At 61.4% G+C, this 23,521-nt stretch carries 18 protein-coding genes and 4 pseudogenes; 13 read left to right on the forward strand and 9 right to left on the reverse strand.

Going from position 1 to position 23,521, the window contains the following annotated elements:
- From CF70_RS21150 to CF70_RS21160, 3 genes and pseudogenes are all read right to left on the reverse strand, one after another.
- Nucleotides 1-1,473: pseudogene (locus CF70_RS21150) on the reverse strand (sulfatase); the annotation flags it as partial.
- A 217-nt stretch (nt 1,474-1,690) separates the two neighbouring features.
- Nucleotides 1,691-3,193, reverse strand: coding sequence for an MFS transporter (locus CF70_RS21155; RefSeq protein WP_081862267.1), 1,503 nt, complete (start codon nt 3,191-3,193; stop codon nt 1,691-1,693).
- Nucleotides 3,194-3,300: 107 nt separating this feature from the next.
- Nucleotides 3,301-3,915: a TetR/AcrR family transcriptional regulator gene (locus CF70_RS21160; protein ID WP_235185139.1), complete on the reverse strand. Its 615-nt coding sequence runs from the start codon at nt 3,913-3,915 to the stop codon at nt 3,301-3,303.
- 156 nt (nt 3,916-4,071) lie between these two features.
- On the opposite strand from CF70_RS21160, the gene CF70_RS21165 reads away from it, so the two are divergent.
- The 5 genes from CF70_RS21165 to CF70_RS21185 all read left to right on the forward strand — a co-directional run bounded on the left by CF70_RS21165 (nt 4,072) and on the right by CF70_RS21185 (nt 10,550).
- Nucleotides 4,072-6,036: a glycoside hydrolase family 5 protein gene (locus tag CF70_RS21165; RefSeq protein ID WP_035869078.1), complete on the forward strand. Its 1,965-nt coding sequence runs from the start codon at nt 4,072-4,074 to the stop codon at nt 6,034-6,036.
- Between the two features lie 78 nt (nt 6,037-6,114).
- Nucleotides 6,115-7,275, forward strand: coding sequence for a porin (locus CF70_RS21170; RefSeq protein ID WP_235185140.1), 1,161 nt, complete (start codon nt 6,115-6,117; stop codon nt 7,273-7,275).
- 120 nt (nt 7,276-7,395) lie between these two features.
- Complete coding sequence (gene zwf, locus CF70_RS21175) at nt 7,396-8,886, forward strand: glucose-6-phosphate dehydrogenase (RefSeq protein WP_035869081.1); 1,491 nt, start codon at nt 7,396-7,398, stop codon at nt 8,884-8,886.
- 1 nt (nt 8,887) lies between these two features.
- Nucleotides 8,888-9,583, forward strand: a complete 696-nt coding sequence (gene pgl / locus CF70_RS21180) for a 6-phosphogluconolactonase (protein ID WP_035869083.1) — start codon at nt 8,888-8,890, stop codon at nt 9,581-9,583.
- On the forward strand, nt 9,570-10,550 hold the full coding sequence (locus CF70_RS21185) for a glucokinase (RefSeq protein WP_035869086.1): 981 nt from the start codon (nt 9,570-9,572) through the stop codon (nt 10,548-10,550). The genes pgl and CF70_RS21185 overlap by 14 nt, the downstream gene beginning before the upstream one ends.
- A 207-nt stretch (nt 10,551-10,757) precedes the next feature.
- On the opposite strand, the gene CF70_RS21190 is transcribed toward CF70_RS21185, so the two are convergent.
- Nucleotides 10,758-11,153, reverse strand: a complete 396-nt coding sequence (locus tag CF70_RS21190) for a hypothetical protein (RefSeq protein ID WP_035869201.1) — start codon at nt 11,151-11,153, stop codon at nt 10,758-10,760.
- A gap of 438 nt (nt 11,154-11,591) precedes the next feature.
- Here CF70_RS21190 and CF70_RS21195 point away from each other — a divergent pair, with 438 nt between their 5' ends.
- Nucleotides 11,592-12,563 carry an autotransporter outer membrane beta-barrel domain-containing protein gene (locus tag CF70_RS21195; RefSeq protein ID WP_160172280.1) on the forward strand — a complete coding sequence of 324 codons (972 nt, stop codon included), beginning with the start codon at nt 11,592-11,594 and terminating at the stop codon, nt 12,561-12,563.
- Between the two features lie 69 nt (nt 12,564-12,632).
- Here the strand turns inward: CF70_RS21195 and CF70_RS21200 are convergent.
- From CF70_RS21200 to CF70_RS21210, 3 genes and pseudogenes are all read right to left on the reverse strand, one after another.
- Nucleotides 12,633-13,011, reverse strand: a pseudogene (locus CF70_RS21200) (DDE-type integrase/transposase/recombinase); the annotation flags it as partial.
- Between the two features lie 305 nt (nt 13,012-13,316).
- Nucleotides 13,317-13,568 (reverse strand): GlsB/YeaQ/YmgE family stress response membrane protein, encoded by a 252-nt coding sequence (locus tag CF70_RS21205; RefSeq protein WP_035869207.1) that lies wholly within the window; start codon nt 13,566-13,568, stop codon nt 13,317-13,319.
- Nucleotides 13,569-13,854: 286 nt separating this feature from the next.
- Complete coding sequence (locus CF70_RS21210) at nt 13,855-14,322, reverse strand: hypothetical protein (RefSeq protein WP_200876784.1); 468 nt, start codon at nt 14,320-14,322, stop codon at nt 13,855-13,857.
- Nucleotides 14,323-14,719: 397 nt separating this feature from the next.
- Between CF70_RS21210 and CF70_RS21215 the strand changes: the two genes are divergently transcribed.
- Entirely contained in the window at nt 14,720-15,307 is a 588-nt protein-coding gene (locus tag CF70_RS21215) for a BPSL1445 family SYLF domain-containing lipoprotein (RefSeq protein WP_035869090.1), read from the forward strand.
- A gap of 478 nt (nt 15,308-15,785) precedes the next feature.
- Here the strand turns inward: CF70_RS21215 and CF70_RS21220 are convergent, their stop codons facing one another.
- Nucleotides 15,786-17,327, reverse strand: coding sequence for a transglycosylase SLT domain-containing protein (locus CF70_RS21220; protein ID WP_051648724.1), 1,542 nt, complete (start codon nt 17,325-17,327; stop codon nt 15,786-15,788).
- Between the two features lie 281 nt (nt 17,328-17,608).
- On the opposite strand from CF70_RS21220, the gene CF70_RS35140 reads away from it, so the two are divergent.
- The 4 genes from CF70_RS35140 (at nt 17,609) to CF70_RS21245 (ending at nt 21,303) form a co-directional block, all read left to right on the forward strand.
- Nucleotides 17,609-18,316 (forward strand): IS5 family transposase, encoded by a 708-nt coding sequence (locus CF70_RS35140; protein WP_081862268.1) that lies wholly within the window; start codon nt 17,609-17,611, stop codon nt 18,314-18,316.
- 601 nt (nt 18,317-18,917) lie between these two features.
- On the forward strand, nt 18,918-19,814 hold the full coding sequence (locus CF70_RS21235) for a hypothetical protein (RefSeq protein WP_035869096.1): 897 nt from the start codon (nt 18,918-18,920) through the stop codon (nt 19,812-19,814).
- A gap of 201 nt (nt 19,815-20,015) precedes the next feature.
- Nucleotides 20,016-20,657 carry a hypothetical protein gene (locus CF70_RS21240; RefSeq protein ID WP_414629468.1) on the forward strand — a complete coding sequence of 214 codons (642 nt, stop codon included), beginning with the start codon at nt 20,016-20,018 and terminating at the stop codon, nt 20,655-20,657.
- Between the two features lies 1 nt (nt 20,658).
- On the forward strand, nt 20,659-21,303 hold the full coding sequence (locus tag CF70_RS21245) for a hypothetical protein (RefSeq protein ID WP_035869216.1): 645 nt from the start codon (nt 20,659-20,661) through the stop codon (nt 21,301-21,303).
- Here the strand turns inward: CF70_RS21245 and CF70_RS38140 are convergent.
- Nucleotides 21,268-21,483 (reverse strand): annotated as a pseudogene (locus CF70_RS38140) (KfrA protein); the annotation flags it as partial. The gene CF70_RS21245 and the pseudogene CF70_RS38140 sit on opposite strands and share 36 nt — an antisense overlap.
- Nucleotides 21,484-21,677: 194 nt before the next feature.
- Between CF70_RS38140 and CF70_RS21250 the strand changes: the two are divergent.
- Both CF70_RS21250 and CF70_RS38145 read left to right on the forward strand, forming a co-directional pair.
- A complete protein-coding gene (locus CF70_RS21250; RefSeq protein ID WP_035869101.1) occupies nt 21,678-22,145 on the forward strand; it encodes an HU family DNA-binding protein in 468 nt (155 codons plus the stop codon).
- A 657-nt stretch (nt 22,146-22,802) separates the two neighbouring features.
- Nucleotides 22,803-23,521: pseudogene (locus tag CF70_RS38145) on the forward strand (ATP-dependent helicase); the annotation flags it as partial.

Raw genomic sequence — 23,521 nt, forward strand, 5'->3', positions numbered from 1 at the left:
GGGAAGTCGTTGCAGGTCGCGCTCATATTTCCTCGCCAGTGCGTCCGCCTTGTCGCCGCGTCCTGTCGTGCGCAGGCGGTCGAGATAGGCTGGCAGTTCTCCGCGCACGTGATAAGGTCCCCCTTCCGCAACGACATTGCGCAGCGGATCCCGGCCGCGCGCCGCATCAGGCAGCATCCTGTCGAGCCAATCCTTCAGCAACGCCATGCCTTTTCCCACGATCTCCGGCCGTGCGCCGGCCAGGTTGTTCTGCTCGTGCGGGTCGGCGAGCAGATCGAACAGCATCACGTCGTCGAAGAGGTGGTAGCCGTCGTGCAGCGTGCAGATCAGGATCCAGTTTTCGAACCGGACGGCACGCTGGCATGTCCACGCCCCTTGCGACACAACCAGATGGCTCCGCCCTTCATCAATACCGTCTTTCAGACTGCCGGCGAAGGAAGCTCCGTCCCAGCTTGCCGGGACCGTTTGGCCGAGCAGTTCCAGCACGGTGGCCGTCACGTCGATCTGATAGTGGAATGCCTGGCACTCTCGGCCTGCCTCGATCCCCGGCCACTTGAGAAGAAGAGGGACATTCGTCGTGAACTGGTCCGCCGATTGGTGGTCGCCATAGACGTTGAGTTCCCCCAGTGTTTCGCCGTGGTCCGATGACAGCATGATCGCGGTCTCGTCCTTCACATTGAGCTCGGCGAGCTGTGCCATCAATTTCCCGACGTATTCATCGGCCACGAGAATCCCCGTGTCGTAGCCGTCGAACATGGCCCGGACTGCCGCCATATCGGGAATGTCCTGCGGCTGCCGTGGGAAGTACACGCGCGCCGCGGCCTGCGGGGCGAACCCTGTGCATTCCTGGGCGCTGTGCGGACCACACCCCTGCCAGTCGCGCGCGCGAACCTCCTCTGTCAGCCAGCCCGGCAACGGATCGTTGGCAAAGGGCTCGCCATAGTCCGCGGCCGCCCGATATGGCGTGTGCGGATCCCACATATGCACATGCAGGAACCAGTTGTCTTCGGCGCCATGCCGCGCCAGCCAGTCCGAAGCGATCGCGAAAACCTCGTCCGCGGTTTCGAGGCCAAACTTGCCCACGTTGTAGGCCTCGTCGAATCCGGCATACCACTGAAAGGCGGAATGCCGCTGCGCGAAGGAACTGATGCTCACGGTCTTGAGCCCCGCCTGCTGCAGCAGGAACGGGAAACTCTCCAGTTGCAGGCGCGACCAGAACTTCCGTTCAGGGCCGCCGATCACCGGATCGGCATCGACGCCGCCATGATTGACCACACCATTGTGTATGCCGAAGCGGCCGGTAAGCAGTGCCGTACGGCTCGGCAGGCAAGGCGTGTCCGAGGCATGCACATTGCGAAACAGGATGCTCTCGGCGGCCAGCTTGTCGATGTTGGGGCTGGTGTTGCGATGGTAGCCATAGCACCCGAGATGGTCCGGTCGGAGTGTGTCGATATCAATGTAGAGTAGCCGCATAAGGTCTGTGGAGTTTGTGTGGTTCAATCGGATTCGCCATCGGATTCGCCATCAGGCAAGCATTGAGCCGACCAGGAAGGATGAGCGAGGCCAGGGCTGTCGGGCCAGCGTCGGTCGGAAGATCCTGCGCGAGAGTGTGCTGCGCCCTGATTTGCGGGTACGCCGCTGGCTTTACCGCGCAATGCCGTGTGCCGCCGCAGGACTGGGCATGCCCTCCCTATGGATCCTGGCGGCGCCGGGCGATCTCATCCACCATGCGGCGATGGAATGCCGGCGTGATCGGATACTTCCAAAGCAGCAGAACCGAGCAAAGTACGCCAGTCAGCGGGATCAGGCACATTGCTGCCTTGATGCTGGCCAGCGCCGAGGCGTCTAACGGCTTGTTCGCCACGAAGCCGGCCCATTGCAGAATTTGCCCGAGCAGCATGGCGTTGACGGCCAAGGCTACCTTGTGCGAAAAGGCGGCGAAGCCGGCGATCTTCGCTTCGTTCCGTTCCCCGAACTTCCACTCGTTGAATTCCACCGTATCCGGCAACATCGCCCAGTAGTTGATGGCAAAGCTTGCCGTACCCACGCCGATAAGCGCGGTCCAGCCAAGCACAACCTGCATGTCCGGGTTGGTATTCAGCCAGAAGCCGAGATATCCCGTTGCGGCGATCGCGCTGCCTGCCATCCACGCGGCCCGCTTCGAAAAGCGCCGCGCCACCCATACCCAGAAAGGCGCGAACAGTGCCAGCATCACAACGCCAAGCACGAGCGCCACCGAAGTCATATCGGGACGCTGCAGTCCATACTTGAACCAGTACAAGAGACATTTGGAAAACATCGTCAACGCCACCGCGGCAACCACGATGGCGCCAAGCACGCGTGCCAGTGGGCCATTCTGGCGCAACATGCCCCAGAATCTGACAAAATCGCTGACCGTTTGGCCCAGCAGCGACGATCGCGCGGGGGCGGGGCTGCCAGTTGTTCCGGCTGTGTTCTCGTCTGTGTTCTCGTTGGTGTTGCGCACGCAAAGGAGGATCGACACGGTCGCCAGCAGTCCGATGAGTACCGCCACGACGAAATACGGTTGCGCAACCTTGCCCGTCAGCGCGGACACCGCCTTGGGCAGCAGCATGGCGACTGATATGCCCGCACCCGCGGCAAACACCATGCGCACGCCGGCAAGCGTCGCGCGCTCCGCCGAGTCTGAGGTGATGCTCGCGGACATGGCGAGATAGGGAAGATTGACGGCCGTGTAGAGTGTCCGCATCAGGATATGGGACAGCGTCGCGTAAATAACGAGGGCCGTACCGCTTGCCGGCGGCACGTAAAACATGGCCCCAAAGCTAAGCGCCAGCGGCACGGCGCCAAACAGCATATAGGGCCGGTAACGCCCCCGGCGCGACAGGGTGCGATCCACGATCGAACCCATGATCGGATCGGCGAAGGCATCGTAGGCGGACGCAATGGCGAACGACAGTCCAGCAATCGCCGGTGCAATTCCCAGCACATCCGTGTAGTAGAAGTACAGGAACAGCGAAATTGCCTGCCAGTAGAGATTGCATCCGAGATCTCCAGCGCCATACCCGAGGCGATGGCGCCACCCAAGGGGGGCTTGGACGGGTCCGCCTGCTACCAGGGTCGATCCGGTCTTCAATGCCCGCTGCTGTGGTAGCGCAGAACTGGAAGGGGTGGCCATTGGGGGTCTCCAAAATTGCCGGCTTGTGCCGTTCATTTGCTTACTATCTAGTAAGTAACTACTTGGATCAACTAGGGGAAACCCCGCAGCAATGCTGCCCCCTCCCCCGACTTCTGCCGAATGGCGTGGCGACCCTCCCGCCCCTACTCCGATGTCGCCTCCACGAACAGGCGGCGCAACTCGGCGAACTGGGAATCGAAGCGGAGGTCGTCGCCCCCCAAAGACCTGCCGATGGTGATGCCACGTAGCGCCGCGACGGCAAGATCGCGCAGCACTTCCAGGCGGGACGCCGTCGGGAAACTCTCGATAAGGTCCCCCCAAGCGCGGTCGAACACGGCCTCGCGCCGTGCAACCGTGAGAGCCACTTCGTCGCGGAAGCCGGGATCGCGCCGAGCTGCCAGCAGCAATTCAATCAGCGCCATCTGGTTCGTTGAGGAAGCATGGTTGCCCATCGTGTCCAGCACCGCCAGCAGACGCTCCCTGGGCGCGAGAAACGCCGGTGCGGCGGCGGCGAAGCGCGAAGCCATCTCGTCGTAGAGTGCATTCATCACCGCCACCATCAAGGCGTTCTTACTCTCGAAGTGGTAAAGCAACGCGGCGCGCGTCAAGCCGACGCGCTCCGCGATCTCCGAGATCGTCGTACCGGCGTAGCCAAGTTCAGCCAGGCTCTCTATACCCGCCATCAGGATCCTGGCCTTCGTTTCCGCCGACATCTCAGCGTTTGATCTACGGTGTTCATCCCTTCTTTTGGGTTTCATTGAATGGCTCCAGATTGATTGCCGCAGACAAAGTGCATGCCATTGTAAACCCCAAGTGCGCATTTTTTTCAATATACTAACCTTCGCGTAAGTTAATATAGTGGTTGTGCGCATCGTCGTTAGCCGACCGCGCCACTTTCTCGCACCTGGAGCCACATGTCACCGACTCGCTTACATACCAAGTCCGACCGATTCGTCGATGCGCACGGCCGGCACGTCATGCTGCGCGGCGTAAACCTGGGAGGAGACAGCAAGGTCCCCTACCCCCATGGCGGAACGCAATATCCGACGGACTTCGCCGATCATCGGGAGACGTCCTTTGTCGGCCGGCCGTTCCCACTGGCGGAAGCAGATTCGCACCTTGCGCGCATCCGCCGCTGGGGCTTTAACTGCCTGCGCCTGATCACCACTTGGGAAGCGATCGAGCATGCCGGCCCCGGACAATACGACGATGACTACCTGGCCTATTTCACGGAGATTTGCCGAAAGGCCGGGGAGCATGGCCTCTTTGTCTTCGTCGACTTCCATCAGGACGCATGGTCGAGGATGAGCGGGGGCGATGGCGCACCAGGCTGGACTTTCGAAGCTGTTGGCCTGGACTACCGCAACTTCGATAGCGCGGACGCGGCGCACGTCATGCAACATCGGTTCCATTTCGCGAACGGAAATCCACGCCAACCCAGCTACCCCCAGATGAGCTGGCCGCTCAACTACCGCTTGCCCGCAAACGCTATCATGTGGACGCTCTTCTGGGCAGGCCGCACCCTGACGCCGGAGTTTTGCATTCAAGGCCAGAACGTGCAGGACTACCTGCAGGGGCACTTCTTCGATGCAGTCGAGCAGATGGCGCTGCGCCTGCGCGCGCTGCCACACGTGATCGGCTTCGACATTCTCAACGAACCGGGACTCGGCTGGCTGGGCCAATCGTTAGCGACGCACGACGGCCCGCATCTGCCCGGTCCTGCCGTCACGCCGCTCGCCGCGCTTTCGCTGGCCCGGGGCATCCCGACAGAGGTCCCCCTCATTCCTTCCAGCTCGGACCAGCGTGGACCCCGTTCGGACGCGATGCGCCTGCTCAATGCCCCAGGGCGCTCCATCTGGGTCGATGGTGCCAGTTGCCCGTTCGAACACGCGGGCATCTACCGGCTTGAGCGGGGCCGCATCGTGCCACTCGACGAGGACGTCTTCAAGCGGGTAAACGGTCGCCCTCTGGACATCGCTGAAGACGTATTCGCGCCGTTCTTTGCCGAGGCTGCCATCCGTGTGCGCCGCCATCGCGAAGACTGGCTGTTGATGGCACAGATGGACCCGATTGGGGCACTCAGCGGCCGCGCCTTCCCCGCCGCAATGCCCTGCCAATCGGTCAATGCAAGCCACTGGTACGACCTGGGGCTGCTCCTTAGCAAGTCGTTCGACCAGAACAACTCCGTCGACGTGCTGACAGGCGAGCGCGCCGAAGGGCCTGCCGCCCTGCGCGATCGGTACGTACGGCAACTGGCCAGGCTGAAGGGGGCGGCAGACCGGTTTCCAGGCGGCGCGCCTACCTTGGTCGGAGAGTTCGGCATTCCCTTCGACTTGGACAATGGCCGGGCGTATGTGGAGTGGAGTGCGGGCAAGCGGGATGTATTCGGGCCGCACACCCAGGCGCTCGAGCTGATGTATGGCGCCTTGGACGAGCTGCTGCTGAGCGCAACACAATGGAACTACACGGCTACCAACCGCAACGATCTGCGCATCGGCGACCAGTGGAACCAGGAAGATCTTTCCATCTTTTCCGTTGACCAGATCGACGACCCACTCGACCCGGACGCCGGTGGCCGCGCGGTGGCCGGCTTTGCCCGGCCCTATGTCGCCGCGGTACAGGGGTGCTTGACGGCGATGCATTACGATCGCGCTTCTGGCGCGTTCGTCTTTACATACCAAGCCGATGTAACAGTGCAGGCGCCGACCGAACTCGTGCTGCCATTGGCGCAATTCCCGCACGGGGTTGCGATCGCCATCGAAGGCCCGGTGCAGCGCTGCGAAGACAAGCCGGAGCAGGGATCCGCACAGATATGGGCGAGCGCATCGGGGACCGTACGGGTCGAGTGCCGCCGCAAAGCCGCGCATGGCAACGCATAGCCGCAATTCGCGGCGCCCTGGCGTCCCGAGGCGTGGCATCTAACGAAGAATTCTGCCAATAACTAGAGGAGGAGAGCAATGAAAGGGATTCACCAACGTAGACATCTGCGCAAGGCCCTCTTGACTGGATGCGCGACATTCATCGCCGGGGCAGCGCAGGCCCAGTCGAGTATTACCCTGTACGGGGTGGTCGATGCCAACATCGAGTACGTCAGCAATTTCTCGAGCACTACACCCACCGCGGCCAACCGCTACACAAGCGGCCCCGCGCACAACATGGTGCGAATGAACTCCGGCGGCCTGTCCGGCTCGCGCTTCGGCCTGCGCGGCACCGAGGATCTCGGCGGTGGCCTGCAGGCGGTATTCGCGCTCGAGAACGGCTTTACCGTGGATGACGGCAAGTTGGGCTTCGGTGGCCGCATGTTTGGCCGCCAGGCGTGGGTCGGCCTTGCCAGCCGCGACTTCGGGCGGGTCACCTTCGGCCGGCAGACCACTTCCATCTACGACGGCTTCGCCAACTTCACGGCGGCCAACTATACCAACCAATACGAGCCCGCCGGGGCCATAGGAGGCTTCAGTGCCCGCTCGGACAATATGTCGAAGTACGTTGGCCAATTCGGCCGTGTGACCGCGATTGCGCACTGGACATTCGGCAACGGCATCTTCGGCGCCGGCGAAACACCGGGCCAGTTCCGTCGCGACACCGGGTACGGCGCTGCACTGAATTACCAATCCGACGTCTTCGGCATCGGTATCGCCTATGACCAGTACAACCCGACGCTCGCCGCCTCCAGTGACATCGGCAGTTTCAAACGCGCGGGCATCGCCGGCAGCTATGCCGCCGGCCCCGCCAAGTTCGTGGGCGGCTACCGCTGGGGCCTGGACAAGACCGGCTCCAATGCCACCCTCTGGCACGACAACCTCTACTGGGTAGGCGTCAACTATCAGGCCACGGCGGCGCTGGGCCTGACCCTGGCGTACTACTATGACGACATCAGTCTCGCCAACGTCAGCCTCGGCCGGCTTCCTGCCGTCAGGGCCAAGAATCCCTGGCAAATCCTGTTCATCGCCGACTACAGCCTGTCCAAGACCACGGACATCTACCTGACCACGGCATACGCGAAGAACGCTGGCCTGAACTTCGACGTCTCGGCAACCGGGTTCGTCAACGGCTACTTCCTCGGCGCCGGGAAGAACGACATGCTCGGCGTAGCCGCGGGCATTCGCAAGAAGTTCTGAGTTCCAGGTCGTCCCGCGTCCCGAATCCCCTTCCGCCGCACACGTCGGTCCGGGCCAAAAGATCAGCATCCGCCTGCAACATGACGCGATTCCACTATATACACCTGGGAGAGGTGAAGCTTGTCACTACCTGAATTCGATCTGGTGATCTTCGGCGGCACGGGCGACCTTGCATGCCGCAAGCTCATTCCCGCGCTCTTCGACGCCCATCGCGCCGGGCTCCTGCATGCACAAGGCCGAATCCTCGCGACCGGCACCAAGCCAATGGAGCGGGCAAGCTTGATTTCCATGCTCGAGGAGCGCGTCAGGCCGATGGTGCAGGCGGGCGTACCGATCACTGGAGGCAGCCCGGACGAACTGCGGTTCCAGGCATGCTGGGAGAGCTTCCTGCACCGGATCGACTACCTCCATGTCGACACCTCCCTGGACAAAGGCTTTGAAGCGCTGTCGGAATGCATAGCGCAACGCGCCGCGCAAGTCGTCGTCTGCTACCTGGCCACCCCGCCACACCTATTCGCACAGATCTGCGAGCAGCTTTCCCGGGTCGGCATGAACCAGCGCAATGTGCGCGTCGTCTTGGAAAAGCCGCTAGGTCACGACCTCGAATCTTCCGAGGCGATCAATGATGCCGTGGCCCGTTTTTTTGAAGAGGATCAGATCTATCGCATTGACCACTACCTAGGCAAGGAACCGGTCCAGAATCTAATGGCGATCCGTTTCGGCAATACCCTGTTCGAACCGCTCTGGCGCAGGGAATGGGTCCGCGATGTCCAGATCACGATAGCGGAGGAACTGGGTGTCGAGCAGCGCGGCACTTTCTATGACCGTACCGGCGCGCTGCGGGACATGCTCCAGAGCCATCTCCTGCAACTCCTTTGCATGGTTGCAATGGAGCCACCTGCCACCTTGGACGCCGACGCCATCCGGGACGAAAAGCTGAAGGTGCTCAAGGCACTCACGCCGATGAGTCCCCGATGCGTGACCGAGAGAACTGTAAGAGGCCAATATCGCCCGGGTGCCGCGGACGGACACCCGGTGCCAGGCTATCGTGAAGAGGCCGACGTAACGCTGGACAGCCAGACCGAGACATTCGTCGCTATCAAAGCGGAGATCGCAAACTGGCGATGGGCGGGCGTCCCCTTTTACCTGCGCACCGGAAAGCGCATGGGGTCGCGCCTGGCCGAGATCGTCGTCCACTTCCGTAGCGTTCCCCACGAGCTACTCCCTCGCCCGCTTGGCTTGTCAGCCCAGAACCGTCTGGTCATCTCGCTGCAACCCGAGGAAAGCATACGCCTCTATCTTTTCACAAAGGCGCCCGGGGATACCGTTTCGCTGCGGGAAACCTATCTCGATCTCGACCTCGCCAGGACTTCAACCGAGCGCCGCGCAGGGGCATATGAGCGCTTGCTGCTGGACGTCATTCACGGGCGTCTCGGCCTATTCGTCCGGCGCGATGAGCAAGCTCAGGCATGGTGTTGGGTGAAGCCAATCATCGAGACATGGTCTTCCGGCAGTCCGCCGCTCAAGCTCTATACCGCGGGCACGTCGGGACCGGCGGCCTCCAGCGCCTTGCTCTCGCGTGACGGTGTTGCATGGCACGAGGAAATCTGACATGCAGCAAGTATTCCACGATAACGTTCCTGCCCAGGCCGCAGCACTGGCGCTGAGCGTGGCAGAGCACCTGTCCGTCCTGATCAAGAGCAAAGGCAGCGCATACCTGGCCGTGTCGGGCGGCCGTACGCCCGTCCCCTTCTTCCAGGCGCTAAGCATGCAGCGTCTGCCGTGGCAACACGTCGCCATCATGTTGGTCGACGAACGCGCCGTGCCACCGCACCATACTGACAGCAATGCCAGGCTGGTGGGGGCCCATCTGCTTCGAGGCGAAGCCGCGCGGGCCCGCTTCATCCCCCTGGTTGCGGAGGAGTACGCAACGCCGGACGGTATCGATGTGGCCAGGGCACTGATCCAGGCCAACGCCGGTTTCAGCCAGCCCGACCTGGTGGTCCTCGGTATGGGAGAGGACGGTCACATAGCGTCTTTGTTTGCGGATGCCCCCGAGTACGCGCAGGCCATGAATCTGAGCGCGCCACCGGGATACACTGGAACGTCTCCACGCAGCGCCGCCCATCGTCGCATAACATTGAACCGAGCGGCATTGCTTGGGGCCAGCAAACTGATACTGGTGCTCGGCGGAGCAAGCAAGCGCGAAGTGTTTGCGCTTGCCTCGCACGCGCAGGATTTCGCCCTGCCGATCAGTTGCATCATCCATCAAAATACCGTCCCCATCGACGTCTATGCGGCAAATTGAACCATTCGCGTCGCCACGGCTTGTCGCTGACATCGGCGGCACCAATGCGCGGTTTGCCATCGAGGTGGCAACACGGACATTCGCGCACGTGACGGTGCTGGATTGCGCTGCCTACCGTGGCATCGAGGCTGCACTGCGCGCCTATCTGGCCACGCTCGGTGACCTCGGCCCGCAGGTACGCCACGCAGCGATCGGCATTGCCACGCCGGTGCTAACCGACCTGGTGAAGATGACGAACCTCGAGTGGTCATTCTCCATTGACGCGCTACGCTACGCTTTCTCGTTCCATACCCTGGTGGTGACAAACGACTTCACCGCGCTGGCGCATGCGCTACCTTACCTGTCGGCGGCGGATCTGTTGCAGGTCGGCGGCAAGCCTGCCAGCCAGCTTTCCCCCCTTGGCCTGCTCGGCCCCGGAACCGGGTTGGGCATGGCTGGCTTGATACCGTGCAACGACAGGTACATCGCGCTGTCGGGCGAAGGCGGACACACAAGCTTTTCCCCCTCTGACGACGAGGAGGCGCGGGTGTGGCGATATGCGCGGGCCCGCTTTGGGCATGTATCCGCGGAACGCCTGCTTTCCGGAGCCGGCTTGACGCTGATTCATGAGGCGATCCGCGCGCATGTGCCGGGGCAGTATCCGCTCTCTCCCGCCGCCATCACCAAGCAGGCACTCTTGGGAACCGATCCGCATTGCAAGAAGGCGGTGGGAATGTTCTGCGCAATGTTGGGCACGGTCGCCGCGGATCTGGCACTAACCATCGGCGCGCGAGGCGGCGTCTATATCGGTGGTGGAATTGTGCCGCGCCTGGGCGCAATGTTCGCCCAATCCGCCTTCCGCCGCAGGTTCGAGAACAACGGTCGCATGCGGGCCTATCTGGCCGACATACCCGTCTACGTGATCAACGCAGCGCTTCCCGCCCTGGCGGGACTGTCAGCCCAGCTAGAAGAAAGGTTGTCAGCCTGACGGCAGCCAAATGAACGTCGAGCCTCGTTGTTCAGTAGCGAACATCGTCGTCGCCCCCGATTTGGCGCGGTCTCCTTGAACCGCAGGAGTGATTACGATCATGAACCAATTGGAGGGGGCTGACTGAACCGGCCGTAAAGCGCAGCGTCGGACGGGCGGCGACCAGACGGCCGACACCTGAGCAATGTCCGCTGGCGCCCCCTCCCCCTAATTTGCTGACTTGGTGACGTTGCAGTCGACGCCAGCGGATGTGCCGCCGCCGCCGGTATTCTTCAGTGTAAGGGTAAGTCTGCTTCCTTTCGCCGCCGTGATGGTCTGTCCATAACTAACCGTCGGCATAAACTGAATATCCGGTGCGACTGCCAGCTGAGGGTTCTTTGTGCCGTCGATGGTCAGGTCAAGTTCCACGGTGACGGAGTCAAAAGCAACGCCCCAATCCTGCTTCCTTCCCTCCAGATTCTTCTTGAAAGTGCACAGTCCCTGGACCACCTGTTCGAGAGCCGTGGGAATATCGACTGGCTTGCCCGGGGGAATCGGCGCTGTATTGCAGCCGACCACCAGGAATGGCAAGAGAAATAGTGGGGGAAAAAGGTAGGAGCGCATCAGGATCCCGCTGGACGCTATACGAAGCGTCAATCTGTGCCTGCGTCGCTCCCCGCGTCCGTACGCTGTCGAACAGACACGTTGGGTGTTCGTGCTCTGGAGAACTGCGCGTCCAAGGCAAACCACATCTGCATGACCTGCCGGGCGCCGCGATGCCAAGTGTCAGCAGCATGACCGCCACGCAAAGGCACCCGGAAGCCTCGCTTCAGACGGCAATCCTCGTGGTCTCCCCAGCGTTAATTGTGCCGCGTGAGGCGCTCCTGAGGGTGGTTGGGGGGGGCGGAATGAGCGGGCGCCTCCGCGCTGAATTCTGTGGGCCGCTTGCGGGATATCATTTCGATGCGAGAACATTACGCATGTGTTCTGCGCCATTGAAGATGGCGGCCTATCTCTTGTGTTCGCGTGTGGTTATTGATTTCATAGACCCAAGGGGCTTAAATGAATGGCGTCACTCAACCACGTCTCAAATGGCTGGCCATCCTGTGGCCGCTCTGCCTGACACCTGTCCAGGCGGTCGCTCAAAGCATCACGGAATTTCAACTGCCTGGAGCCAATCTTCAGAAGAGTGCCAATGCGGTGATCTCGCTGATGTCCTTCGCGGTGGTTCCAGACCTTGCATCCAGTTCCCTGGCGATCAATAACGGGGCGACTGGCAATCCGGATGTCACCCTCTGGCAACTTGGTGGAGGGTTCACCTGGAGCAAGACGATGCCGTTGTATCTCGAAGGTTCGATCGGCTACAACCGCTACGATCCGACCTATGTTGCTTCCAACGGGGTCGACTCGCGCCAGATACCAACCAAGTGGAACACCGTAGCCGGAACGATTGGCGTGGGGTGGGATTTCCCGCTTACCGCAAATAAGGAGTTGGTGTTCCGCCCCATCCTCAACGCCTCATTGGCGCGTGTCACCACGGACGCATCGGTGGCGCAGTTCCTGCTGGGTCAGAAGACTGGCAAGGACATCAGCTTCATCGAAAATGGCCACCTCAACGCCTATGGGTTAGGCGGCTCGGTGATGCTCGATTGGGAGCGCCATGCGCCGACTTACGACGCTGACATCGAGGTGCGGTACACGAACATCCACCTGCAGAGCTTTGGCGGCACGAGTTCCGCCGTGACGGGAACGGGGGCAGCCCAAACCGCCAGCCTGTATGCGCGTTGGCGCGCCCCCACTGGCATGTGGGCTCTGGATCGGCCGGTACGCTATGTACTTGAGTTATCGCACTCGCACTACCTGGGGCGCGATGCCGGCACGCTGGGGTTTAACGACCTTACCACGCTCGGCACTGGCCTCGAACTCGACGCGTCGGCGCATGAAGTCTTTGTCACGAGGATTCGGGCCGTGGTGCGCTATGTGTTCGGCAACAATGTGTCGGGTATTTCCTTGGGAATCGCCGCAAGCTTTTAGTGGAGCAGCACAGCGGCCTTTTTGCAGTCAGGGGCGCAGCCCGATTTGGTCCGCAGGGTTCAACGGAAATCATGCCGCGAGCGCGTAAAACTGCTCCGCTGTGGAAGAGGAGCTTCCCTGCGCGGTCCGGCATTGCTCCTTGCGCAGTATGTGCATGAGCTTGATCCCGGCCAACAGGATGCGGGCGCAATGAAAATATTTGAAGCCGAGCATCGGCCGGGCGCGACGCTTGATCGCCAGACGGGCCTGCGCCAGGACGTTGTATAGATATTTGGTCTGGCGAATCCTGATGGGCCGTTCGCGCTGCGCGTTGATCGCGTGCAGCCCGGCAAGGTTGGCGCCGCCCTTGTCGACGGTCACCGTTGTGGGCGCGCCATCCTGGGCGACCGCTCTCTCAAAATGAGCGCCGCGCCGCTGTATCACGTTTGGCCCGCAGAAGAAAGTCGAGGCGAGCCGCACCGTCAGTCGACCATGATGGCCCGCTTGTTCGGCAAAGCGCGCAAATCGCCAGAGCTGCTCACCTTCGATGGCCAGTGCAAAGCCTGCTTGTCTGCGATTGGCCAGGTGGTCGTCGATCCATCTCGCGAGCTTGCTATCCTGGACGTCCAGCATGCCGCGTAAATCGTCGATCCGTTGAACTGCTATGCCCGAGGCGATCGTCAGGCCGCGATGGTGGGCCAGATCGCCACGAACTTGAGCGAGTTTGAAAGACGCGCAGTGGCTGAATTCCCGGCTAGTCGACCATGATTTCCGCTACCCGCGCTTGATCAGTCGAATGATGAAAAGCAGGATGACAGCGCCGATCAAGGCCGTGACGATGGATCCAATCAAGCCGCCACCAAGTGAAATGCCAAGTACGCCGGCCAGCCATCCTCCGATGAAGGCACCGACGATGCCCACGATGATGTCCACCACCAAACCGAATCCGCCACCCTTCACCACCACGCCGGCCAGCCATCCGGCAATTCCACCAATGACAAGCCACGCAATGAAACCGTGTTGCATGATCATCACTCCATTTGTATTAGGGGAGAGTCGGAATTGCTGCCTGGATAACATATATACCTTGAGAGAATAGTAGTTCATGAAAGCCTGGGCAATCTCCACGTGTACATCGTCGCGCAACGACTGGTGAAGAGTTTCCGGCAGTCCAGGACTGGATGGACTGAGGTACGCCTTGCGAATCGATATCCAAGAGCCCCCCTTCGGAGAACTGTTCCCCGGTAGACTTCGCCGCCCTTGCGACATTTGCTTACCTTATGCGTTCGCGCTCATCGCCGCCCAGCGCGGTCTACGATGACCTCACGAAGCCCGAGACCGTCTCACCCGGTGGGATGGGATTGCGAAAAGCGAGCGCGCCAAAGCGCGCATCGAGCCTGGCTGCGTCATCTTGCGACGCGCCGCCAGCAAACGCTTCGGCCCATTCAGGCGCGGGAAAGAAGTTCGGGTCCATGCCGGGCGGCAGCAGGAAGTAATTGCGATCGTCGTTGTTCTGCACCTCGACCCATACCGGCTGAATCTTCTTCTTTGCCAGAGGGACGCCATACGCGGCGGCGGTTTCCTCTGCTGAAAGAACGGCTGCCGATAGAGGCAATGCCCCCTCGACACGCGTCACCGCGCGGCTGCGGTAATCACTTCCAGATGCATCGGCAGGTATGGCGGCGCAGCCCGCGATCGAGCAGGCGACGATCACGGCAGCCAGAATGTGCCCCCCGATGCATTTCATCGCGGCCTCTACCGAGTCCGGTAGTTCAGGCACTCCATGAGTTTCGTCATAGCAATCGTGAAATTCGCACGGCCCTCATCTATCCTGAACTCGGGCCACAAGAAAATCCCGCGCGTCGACAGGTCATTTTCTACGATCAGGTTGTATCCGGCAGCGCTGGCGGTAGCAGTTGCCCGGCGAGACCCAGTCGGAGGCAGTGTTGTGCCTTGTGAAGGGGGCTGGCAAGGCCATGCACGCTACTGAATTCGCGTTATGAGGCCGCCACCGCCCCCGCAGCCGGGCAGTTGCGTATGGCGGCATTGCACCATCTGTAGTGTTGTGGCGACGGGTATGACAACAGGCAGCACCTGACAAGGCAAGTGTCGGTGCAGTACATCCTCTCAACCATTGCAGCAACACGGTTCAACCGTGATCGACGATGGAGGCAACCATGCGCAGAAGAAGCCTAATACAGACAGGTACCGCCGCGCTCACCGTCGCGGGCCTTACGCTGGCGGGTTTCCCGGTGACATCGAGTAACACCCTTGCCGCCGAGTCCAACGCAGCAAAACGGAAGGAAATCGATGCAAAGGTCCACGCTACTCTGTCGCGGCTGTATGAGACAGTCAAAGGCTCGAAGGAACTCGTCGCCAAGGCGAACGGCGTTCTCGTGTTCCCGTCCGTGCTGAAGGTCGGCTTCATCGCCGGCGGCGAGTACGGCGAAGGCGCGTTGCATGTGGGTGGCAAAACGGCTGGCTACTACAGCACGGTGTCGGGCTCATTTGGCCTACAGGCAGGTGCGCAATCAAAGGCCATCATTTTCTTGTTCATGACGCATGACGCGCTCAATGGCTTTCGCAATTCCAAAGGCTGGTCGGTTGGTGCCGAAGGATCGGTTGCGCTACTGAAGGTCGGTGCGAACGGAGAGATTGATACAACAACGGCTACCGCGCCTGTCGAAGCAATTGTGTTGACCAATGCCGGCCTGATGGGTGACGTGTCGCTGTCCGGCACCAAGGTTTCGCGCCTGAATATCTGAATGACGGAGCCTGTTGCCTGGCCACGCCTCAACAGACCGACGCGATCACCGATCACCTCAGCATCTTCAACTGCCCCAGGACAAGGACACTGGATAGACTCGTTCCTTGACGGTTTCTGCCCCGTGGCGCCGCTACGGAAGGACTGTTTGGCCGCTATGCAGAGATTTGCATAACGACCAGTCACGGCCGTTCGCACTCCGGTCTGGGGGCGACTGAAATTTGGCCGAAGCAGCCGTTCCCGATCGCCGGCTTGAAGCTCAATCGCAGCCCTTCGCCTCGCCGTATGCCGATCCGGCATGGTCGAAATATGGGGACGAGGCTAGGGTTCTGCTGGATTTGGACATGGCCTCGAACGATCGAACGGCCTTATACCTGGGACGAGGATCCGCCAACAACGCACCTTCGTCACATTACTGAATTTCAGTGCTGCATTCTGATCGGTCACGATCTGGCAGTCATAGGTCGAGGTGGCGCCTTTTAGCGATTGCTCGTCTTGAGTTCCTTGATCGCACGTTCGCGTGCAGCATGTCTTTCCTGCAGCAATCGATAGGCAGTGTAGTACTTGTAGATATTGCGAACATAGGTGGTGGTTTCCATGCCGATCTCCTCGGCCACCACAATCTCGACATTATTGAACCACTTGTCAGGGTCCAGCCCGAGCTCAGCCGCTTCCGTGCGCATCTTGGCAATATTGGCGGGACCCGCGTTGTAACTGGCGAATGCGAACAGCGCGCGGTTCTCATCCGAGAAATGCGCATCGGGGAAATACCGGGTCATCAACAGGTCCATATATTTGGCGCCGGCGTGGATGTTGGGCTCCGTCATCCGGATGTTGCCAACGTTAAGCCACTTGCCGGTGGCCGGCATGATCTGCATGACGCCGACTGCCCCCACATGGCTGCGCGCATCCTGTTTCAGCTTCGATTCCTGGAAGCCCTGAGCGGCCAGCATGAGCGGATCAAATCGATAGTCCTTGCCGTACTTCTCGAAGAGGCTCAGGGTGTGCTCGAAGCGCTTGTATTCGGCGTCATTGGCGTTGTTCCTGATTTGCGTGATCCGGCGCATGTATTGCTTGAGATGGTATGCGGCAATGCCCTGCTTCTTGACGTGGTTGACATTGAAATCATCCAGCGCCTGCCGCATCTGAGGACTGTTCTTGCGGTAGGCCCAGCCGACATAACCCTCCTTGCGCAGGATCAGGTCCGTGCGGGCCTTGATCTTCGGCAGGATTTTCGCCCACATCGCCGCCTTCCAGTCGTCCACCACTACGATGGACAGGAGGCCGGCATTGAGCATCTCCAGCGCGTCTTCATCCTCTAGCGCATCGGGCAGCAGCACCAGCTTCATCGGTTTTTTCCCAGAGCGCTGCAGGCTATCGTTCAGCGCGGCCAGACTTTCGTAGTAGCTGCTGGAGCGGCGCACGTGCACCGTATTGCCAGCAAGATCGTCGAGGCCATTCAGGGTGGGCGTCCTGGGGCCGGTTACCACCAGTTCGCGCACCGGCCTCTGGTCGCGCGGCGCGGCAAAGTCGACCAGCTTCAGCCGTTCGTCCGTCTCTGTCAGGTTGCCCGCTGCGATGTCGCCCAGCCCCGCAGCGAGATCTGGCAGCAAGCGCTCGCGTGTGGTGGGAATGATAATGACAGTCAGCGGCCGGTTGCCAAGCCGGCTGGCATATTTCCTGTTCAGGTATCGCTCGAATTCGCGCACCAGATCCGCAGCCAGTCCGCGTTCGTGGCCCCGGTCACTGAAATACAAGGTTCGGCTGTAGGGCACCAGCACGCGGATAACGCGGTGCTCGAGCATCGCGTCGAAGTCGCCCTTCCACGCCTTGGTGGCAAGGCTGAACCTGCGCACCGTCGCAGCGCTGGTGTTGGTCGGCAGGGCGGTGCGAGCCCCCGGTGCGACATCTGGCGCCACGGAATGCTGCGCCGAAGCAAGCGTCCCGCAGAAGCACAAGATCCCCACCAAGCCTTTCAAGAACCGGCTTGTCGGACGCGAGTACAGAAAAAGAACTGGCATGGCGCGCACTTGCCGCGAACCCAGGATGAAATGCGGCGTGTGCTACTTAAGTCTAGCTCTGCTGCGGCCCCCTGCAAGTCAGATGCTCAAGGCAAGAAGTCGGGGCCGATGGCTGTGTGGACCCATCACAACCAGATGTCGCTCCCTGGCCCAAATCCGATCCCTCGCGTTTTGCTAGATCCTGATTGACAATCAGCAACGAGCGGGCTGTTAACTTGTGAAGGAATCAGTCTGCATCCCGTTTTTTCGGAAAGACAGGATGCCAAGGTTGATGCTCAGCGATGAACAATACGAACGGATCGCCCCCTTGCTGCCCGGCACGGCAACGGACCCGGCTCGAACGGCGGCGGGACAATCGACTGTTTGTCGAGACCGTGTTGTGGATGGCGCGTTCCGGCAGCCCATGGCGCGATCTACCTCCCGATTTCGGACCTTGGAGCAGTGTGTACCAGCGCTTTGCCATATGGTCTCGGGCGCAGCTGTGGTACATGGTGTTTGCTGAGCTTGGGGGGCGACGCCGACTTCGAGGAAGTCTTCATCGACAGCACCGTTGTGCGTGCCCACCACCATGCCACCGGTGCGTCCCAATAACAACAGGCGGTCAGGCGATCGGCCGCTCGCGTGGCGGATTGACCACCAGGATTCATGCGCTGGTCGATGGATTGGGTATGCTCGCGCGCTTTCGCCCGACCGGCGGCCAGGCCGGGGACAGCCCCGAAGCGCTGCCTTTGCTTGACGAACTGAAGCCCGCCAGTCTGGCCGTCGACAAAGTCTACGATTCGAACGCGATCCTGCAAAACCTGCAGTCCGCGGGTGTGCAAGCCGTCATCCCCAGTCGCGCCAATCGTCTTGAACAACGCCCCCTGGACGAGCATCTGTATGCCTCACGAAATCTGGTCGAACGCTTCCGCCATGGGAGCGGACTAGCGCCCTCTCGATCATCACAGGCAGCAACTGGCAGCGCCGCTCCAGTTGCGCGGGCTTGGTAGAAGGCTTGCGTCTTGGAGGCATCCGGCCGGGTCATCAATCGCGATCAGGTCGCGATGCGTTCTCCATGGCAGCCCAGTTCGCCTCCAATGAATATCCCTAGTTGATGCGACCACTCAATCGGAGAGACACCGGCCGGGGCATGCGCGGCGACCTCGAAGCGCTGGAGAACCTGTGCCACATCCTGGCGGGCAGCGGCCTTCGGTCCCATCGACGGCACCGTCACAATTGTGAAGAGCCCCACCCGCCAGTTCCGCGAGGAATACGAGGCCCTGCTTGATGGCTTGAGCCTGCCTGCCCCAACAGTGCGGCGGGCAGGTTGCATTCGAGGAGTCCCTGCCCTATGTTCATATGGCGAATCCGGCGGAATGTAACTTACCGCGGACGCCGGATTGTCATGGCGAGACGAATTAGACAAATCATGGAACGGCACAAGCCATCCTTCGATCTGCGGCAGACCGGAAGCATTGCCATCGGCCAGACAACGCATTGTCTGGAGGGTCAAACATGCATCCATCGGTGAGGCGACCGACGCGGGGCGTCTGTATCAGTGTGTTGATCGGGGCGGCGCTCGGCTCCACTGGAAGAGCGGAGGCGTGAAGGATGGGAAACACGCGGCAAGGCGGCCGGCTCGACGCGAAATATGGCAAACCGCGGCTTGCGAAGCCTGGCTGGAACCGTTTGGGTATCGCGATCGTCCTTGCGATCGCGGCCGGCTCGGCACACGCAGAATCGCCGGATGCGAATGGGTGGCGATTCGCGATTGGCCCATACCTCTGGTTACCCAACGTGAGCGGAGCCCTGCGATTCTCCGGATCGTCATCGACCGGAGGTGGCAGACTCGACGTGGGAACAGGGCCGGACAGCTATCTCCAGAACTTGCAGTTCCTGCTCATGTTGCAGGCCGAGGCCAGCAAGGGGAACTGGACGATCCTGGCCGACGCAGCCTATTTGGACTTCAGTCACCAACAGACCACGGTCAATGCGGTCGGCGCCGGGAATGGTGCCGCGGTTGGCATACCGCGCGACGTGGAAACCGGAGCAGGCAGCAGCCTGACCGGCGGCCTGTTCGGACTTGCCGTGGCCTATACGGCTCTACATGTGCCCTGGGGCACGATCGAACCACTCGGCGGGCTTCGGTACCTGAACCTGAGTGCGAACGCGAACTGGACACTGTCTGCCACATTCACCGGACAAGGCGCGACGCTGGCAAGAGAAGGGAGCCTGTCGCAGACCGCGAATATCGTCGACGGAATCATCGGAGTCCGCGGGCGCATCCGTCTTGGCGACTCTGACAGATGGTACCTGCCCTACTACTTCGACTTCGGTACCGGCTCCTCCAGATATACGGTGCAAGCATCCGCAGGGGCGGCGTATGCGGCAAAGTGGGGAGATGTGCAACTGACCTACCGCTACCTGACCTATCAGCTCGGTGACGACGACCTGGTGCAAAGGCTGACATTGAAGGGCCCCATGCTGAGTGTGGCGCTCCGCTTCTGAGAGCCCCTCGCCTTTCAGGAAGACTCCGCATCGGGATGGTCCTTTCGGCCCGCCGGAAACTTTGCCTGTGCCGAGAGGAATTGCTAGCTGCCCCGTATTACCCTGTCCGACCATCGATGCAGTTACCGGGAGCTCTCTGTGGCAAATACACCCAAGACAACCCTCAGCGCAGGCACGACGGTCGCGCCGGAAGACGCGGAGATGCGAGAGCCGGTGCTTGACGTGGTGGACCGTGTCTCAGAGATGTGCTTCGGCCTGTTCATGGCGCTCACCTTTGTCGGCGCGGTAGCGAGCGGCACGGGCGGGCCGAACGCCAGTCGCACCATGCTGCATGCCGCCCTGGGGTGCAACCTGGCCTGGGGGCTGGTCGACGCAGTCATGTTCCTGGTTCGCACGCTGGCGGGACGCGGCCAGAAGCTCTCCCTCGCGCTTGCCGTCAGGAATACGAGTGACCGGTCGGCGGCAATCGGTCTCATCAGTGATGCCCTGCCCCGTAAGATGAGGTCGCTGGTGACCGAGACGGAACTGGAAGCCATGCGGGCGCGGCTCGCCGGAGCCCCAACGCTGCCGGCCCGTCCGCGTCTGAACCTGGCCGACCTGCTTGCGTCCGTGCGGATCTTCTGCATTGTCGTCCTGACCACGTTTCCGGTAGCGCTGCCATTCGTGCTGCTGGCAGACGTCCGCCTGGCACTACTGATCTCGCGCGTGCTGACCCTCGCCATGCTGTTCATCGCCGGATGGGCGCTTGGCCGCTACGCAGGCATGGGCAGTTGGGCCACCGGCCTGGGCATGACGGCTGGGGGGGCCGCCTTGACTGCGGCCGTCATTGCGCTGGGTGGCTGAGGTGCGATCCGCGACCTTACTGCTGGCCCTCACGCTTGCGGCGACGGGTGTCGGCGCACAGGAACCGCCCCAGCCTGCACCGGACGCCGCCGCGCAGCCTGCCAGCGCACCGTGGACTTTTTCGGCAACTGGCTACTGGAATATGCCGCGTGAGAGCGGCGACTATCTCAGCGGCATCTTCATCGCGGAGAAATCGCAACTCCACCTCGAGGCAAGAGCCAACTACGAGGCGAAGCACTCGCAGTCGGCATTCCTCGGCTGGTCATTCTCGGGGGGCGAAACCGTCCAGTTCAAGGCGACGCCTATCGTCGGATTCTTATGGGGCTCGACACACGGTGTGATCGGCGGACTCGAGGCCAGCGTGGCCTTCAAAAAATTCGACTACTACATCGAAGCCGAATACCTGGATCCGCATGGAGCAGAACCAGGATACTTCTATGCCTGGAGTGAACTTGGCTACCGCCCCGTCGAATGGCTGAGATTGGGCCTCGTCGCCCAGCGTACGCGGATCTACGGGGGGGACCGTGATCTCCAGCGAGGCGGCTTTTTCCAAGTCACGGTGCGCAAGGTCACTGGAAGTTTCTACTGGTTCAACCCTGGCTCACATGCGCAGATCGCGATCCTTTCGCTGGGTATCAGCTTCTAGGGTGACTCGCTTGGGTTCCTGGGCGAGGGTCACCTCCTCGTGAGCCCGCTCGAGCTCGGTCGAGAACTGAGTGCGCAGTTCCGCCAGCTGCCGCCCGGCGGCATCCAGTTCCGCCCGCCCCGCCTCCAGCCGCGCCTGCGTCGCGGCGTGGCCCTGGCGCTCGGCGGCCAGATCTGCCTGGCTTTGCCCGTTTCCGAACCCGCGACCGGATTGCCACCACCATCAAAACCACGTATGCACTTGAGCGAGCCCCGGTGCGTCCTCTCAGGTCGACGGCAAGCCCACATGCAGCGCGGTTTTTGCTATGCTCCGGCGAGCGCTCATGCCTCTGGCAGGTCAGCGCCCAAACCACTAGAAATTGAGGCTTCAATCCCATGGTAACTAAAGCTAAAGCTAAAGCTAAAGCTGTCGCGAAGACCCCTGCCAAGCCTGCCGCCAAGAAGGCACCGGCAACCAAAGCCCCGGTGAAGGCTGCGGCCAAGAAGGCGGCGCCAGCGAAGAAGGCCGCCGCAGCTGCACCGGTCGCCAAGCCGCTCAGTGACAAGTTCAACAAGTCCAGCCTGCTCGCTCACCTTGTCGCGCAAACCGAACTGGATGCCAAGACCGTCAAGACCGTGCTGGCCCATCTGGAAAACACGGTGTTGAGCGCAGTGCACAAGAAAGGCGCGGGCGAATTCACCCTGCCCGGCCTGTTCAAGGTGGTCGCCACCCAAGTGCCGGCGACCAAGAAGCGCTTCGGCAAGAACCCGTTCACCGGAGAGGATCAGTGGTTTGCCGCAAAGCCGGCGACCGTCAAGGTGAAGGTCCGTCCGATGAAGAAGCTCAAGGACGCCGCTGCCTAAGCCCTTGTCGACGTGCAAGGTGAAGGGAGCCCTGGCGCGGCTCCCTTTGTTTTAAGCAGTTGCCTGGCGTCCTCTACGTATGTCCCATACCGGGCATCCCCAGACGCTTGCCCACACGCCCGGACCATAGACATCGGCTCTGCCGAGGCAGCGGCCATGCGCCCCGTCAGTCGCCTTCGGAGCGATTCGGTTATTCGGAGACTCCACCATTTAGTCGTTTGTAACAAGCGTGCCAGCTGATTTCCGCCGCGCGGGCGGGAGCCGCCATCGGCATCCAATCTCGCGTGACTGAGGTTTTGGTACCCTTTCATGGAAAGTCGTGTTTCCTTTGGCTAGATCCGGAGATTCGCGCGGGGCCGCCTCGAAGGTTGAAGGTGGTCCGCCGGCGGCAGAGCCGGAAGCGAACTTCCGTGAGTTAAGTAGCAATCAGTTTGTCCTACAGCAGATGAATAGACAGTTCACGAGGCATGTGCGGCGCAGCGGAAAGGCATACCCCGGACGGTTGGTCAACCCGTTAATTCGATCGAACCAGACGCAATCGGAGATGCACCCAGTCCGAACCAGGCGAGAGGGCCCGCTGGTTGATTCCGCAGCCGCTTCCCTTGAAAACATGCGGCTTCAGCACTCGCTGCAACAGTGCGATCGGGAGGGGCGCTTTTGACTGTTCCCGACATTCTCGCGCCACACCTGACGCCCGGCGGACACCTGCTTGCGGTGCCGGAGGACGCCGCGCCAATATTGGCAGATGAAATGCAACTGCGGCTTAAGCGTTCTTTTGCGCTTGGCACGGGGCATGGCCTGTTGCATCTGGGAACGGCGGAAATCGGCCGCATTTTGCCCCCCGCATGGGCCTGGTGGCGTGATTTTGCCGCGCGCTATGTCACCGCCTTGTGCGCTACGCCCGAAGGCGGCGAGATTGTGGTTGCAGCGCCTGCTGCCCAGGATTTTGATGCCATGATTGCCGATGCGCCGCCGATGACGGGCGGCGAGTATCTAACGCCAGATGTGCTGGCCACGTTGTGGGGCGAGATCGATACTGCCTTGCAGGAGGAACTGGCGACCGCAAACGTCTCGCTTCAGGATTTCCTCAAGTTGCGCCACCCGGCCTGGAATCTCGTCGGCCGTGTGCATTTCAACCTCGCTGAGAACCGCAAGGACCCGGAGTCACCGTTCGCCTTCCTTGCGACTTACACCTCGCGGCTGTCGGCCCATGGCAAAGCGCAACCCCAGCCACTGTCGCAAGCCCTGGCGGAATTTTCGGGAGCCAGGAGCAAGGCGCAGCTGCTGTCGTTACTGCTGCCGGTGCAGCGCGCTGCGGAACACTGCGATTGGCTTCGTGACATGCTGGATACCGGCGAGATATACCATCCGCTGCG

The organism is Cupriavidus sp. SK-3 (genome assembly GCF_000611145.1).
GTDB lineage: Bacteria > Pseudomonadota > Gammaproteobacteria > Burkholderiales > Burkholderiaceae > Cupriavidus.

What these genes read in the sequence shown, in the direction of transcription:
- CF70_RS21250 (WP_035869101.1), top strand. Translation starts at nt 21,678, where the DNA reads ATGGTAACTAAAGCTAAAGCTAAAGCTAAAGCTGTCGCGAAGACCCCT.
- CF70_RS35140 (WP_081862268.1), top strand. Translation starts at nt 17,609, where the DNA reads ATGAACAATACGAACGGATCGCCCCCTTGCTGCCCGGCACGGCAACGG.
- CF70_RS21190 (WP_035869201.1), bottom strand. Translation starts at nt 11,153, where the DNA reads ATGCGCTCCTACCTTTTTCCCCCACTATTTCTCTTGCCATTCCTGGTG.
- CF70_RS21185 (WP_035869086.1), top strand. Translation starts at nt 9,570, where the DNA reads ATGCGGCAAATTGAACCATTCGCGTCGCCACGGCTTGTCGCTGACATC.
- CF70_RS21215 (WP_035869090.1), top strand. Translation starts at nt 14,720, where the DNA reads ATGCGCAGAAGAAGCCTAATACAGACAGGTACCGCCGCGCTCACCGTC.
- CF70_RS21220 (WP_051648724.1), bottom strand. Translation starts at nt 17,327, where the DNA reads ATGCCAGTTCTTTTTCTGTACTCGCGTCCGACAAGCCGGTTCTTGAAA.
- pgl (WP_035869083.1), top strand. Translation starts at nt 8,888, where the DNA reads ATGCAGCAAGTATTCCACGATAACGTTCCTGCCCAGGCCGCAGCACTG.
- CF70_RS21160 (WP_235185139.1), bottom strand. Translation starts at nt 3,915, where the DNA reads ATGAAACCCAAAAGAAGGGATGAACACCGTAGATCAAACGCTGAGATG.
- CF70_RS21235 (WP_035869096.1), top strand. Translation starts at nt 18,918, where the DNA reads ATGGGAAACACGCGGCAAGGCGGCCGGCTCGACGCGAAATATGGCAAA.
- CF70_RS21165 (WP_035869078.1), top strand. Translation starts at nt 4,072, where the DNA reads ATGTCACCGACTCGCTTACATACCAAGTCCGACCGATTCGTCGATGCG.
- CF70_RS21170 (WP_235185140.1), top strand. Translation starts at nt 6,115, where the DNA reads ATGAAAGGGATTCACCAACGTAGACATCTGCGCAAGGCCCTCTTGACT.
- CF70_RS21205 (WP_035869207.1), bottom strand. Translation starts at nt 13,568, where the DNA reads ATGCAACACGGTTTCATTGCGTGGCTTGTCATTGGTGGAATTGCCGGA.
- CF70_RS21155 (WP_081862267.1), bottom strand. Translation starts at nt 3,193, where the DNA reads ATGAACGGCACAAGCCGGCAATTTTGGAGACCCCCAATGGCCACCCCT.
- CF70_RS21240 (WP_414629468.1), top strand. Translation starts at nt 20,016, where the DNA reads ATGCGAGAGCCGGTGCTTGACGTGGTGGACCGTGTCTCAGAGATGTGC.
- CF70_RS21195 (WP_160172280.1), top strand. Translation starts at nt 11,592, where the DNA reads ATGAATGGCGTCACTCAACCACGTCTCAAATGGCTGGCCATCCTGTGG.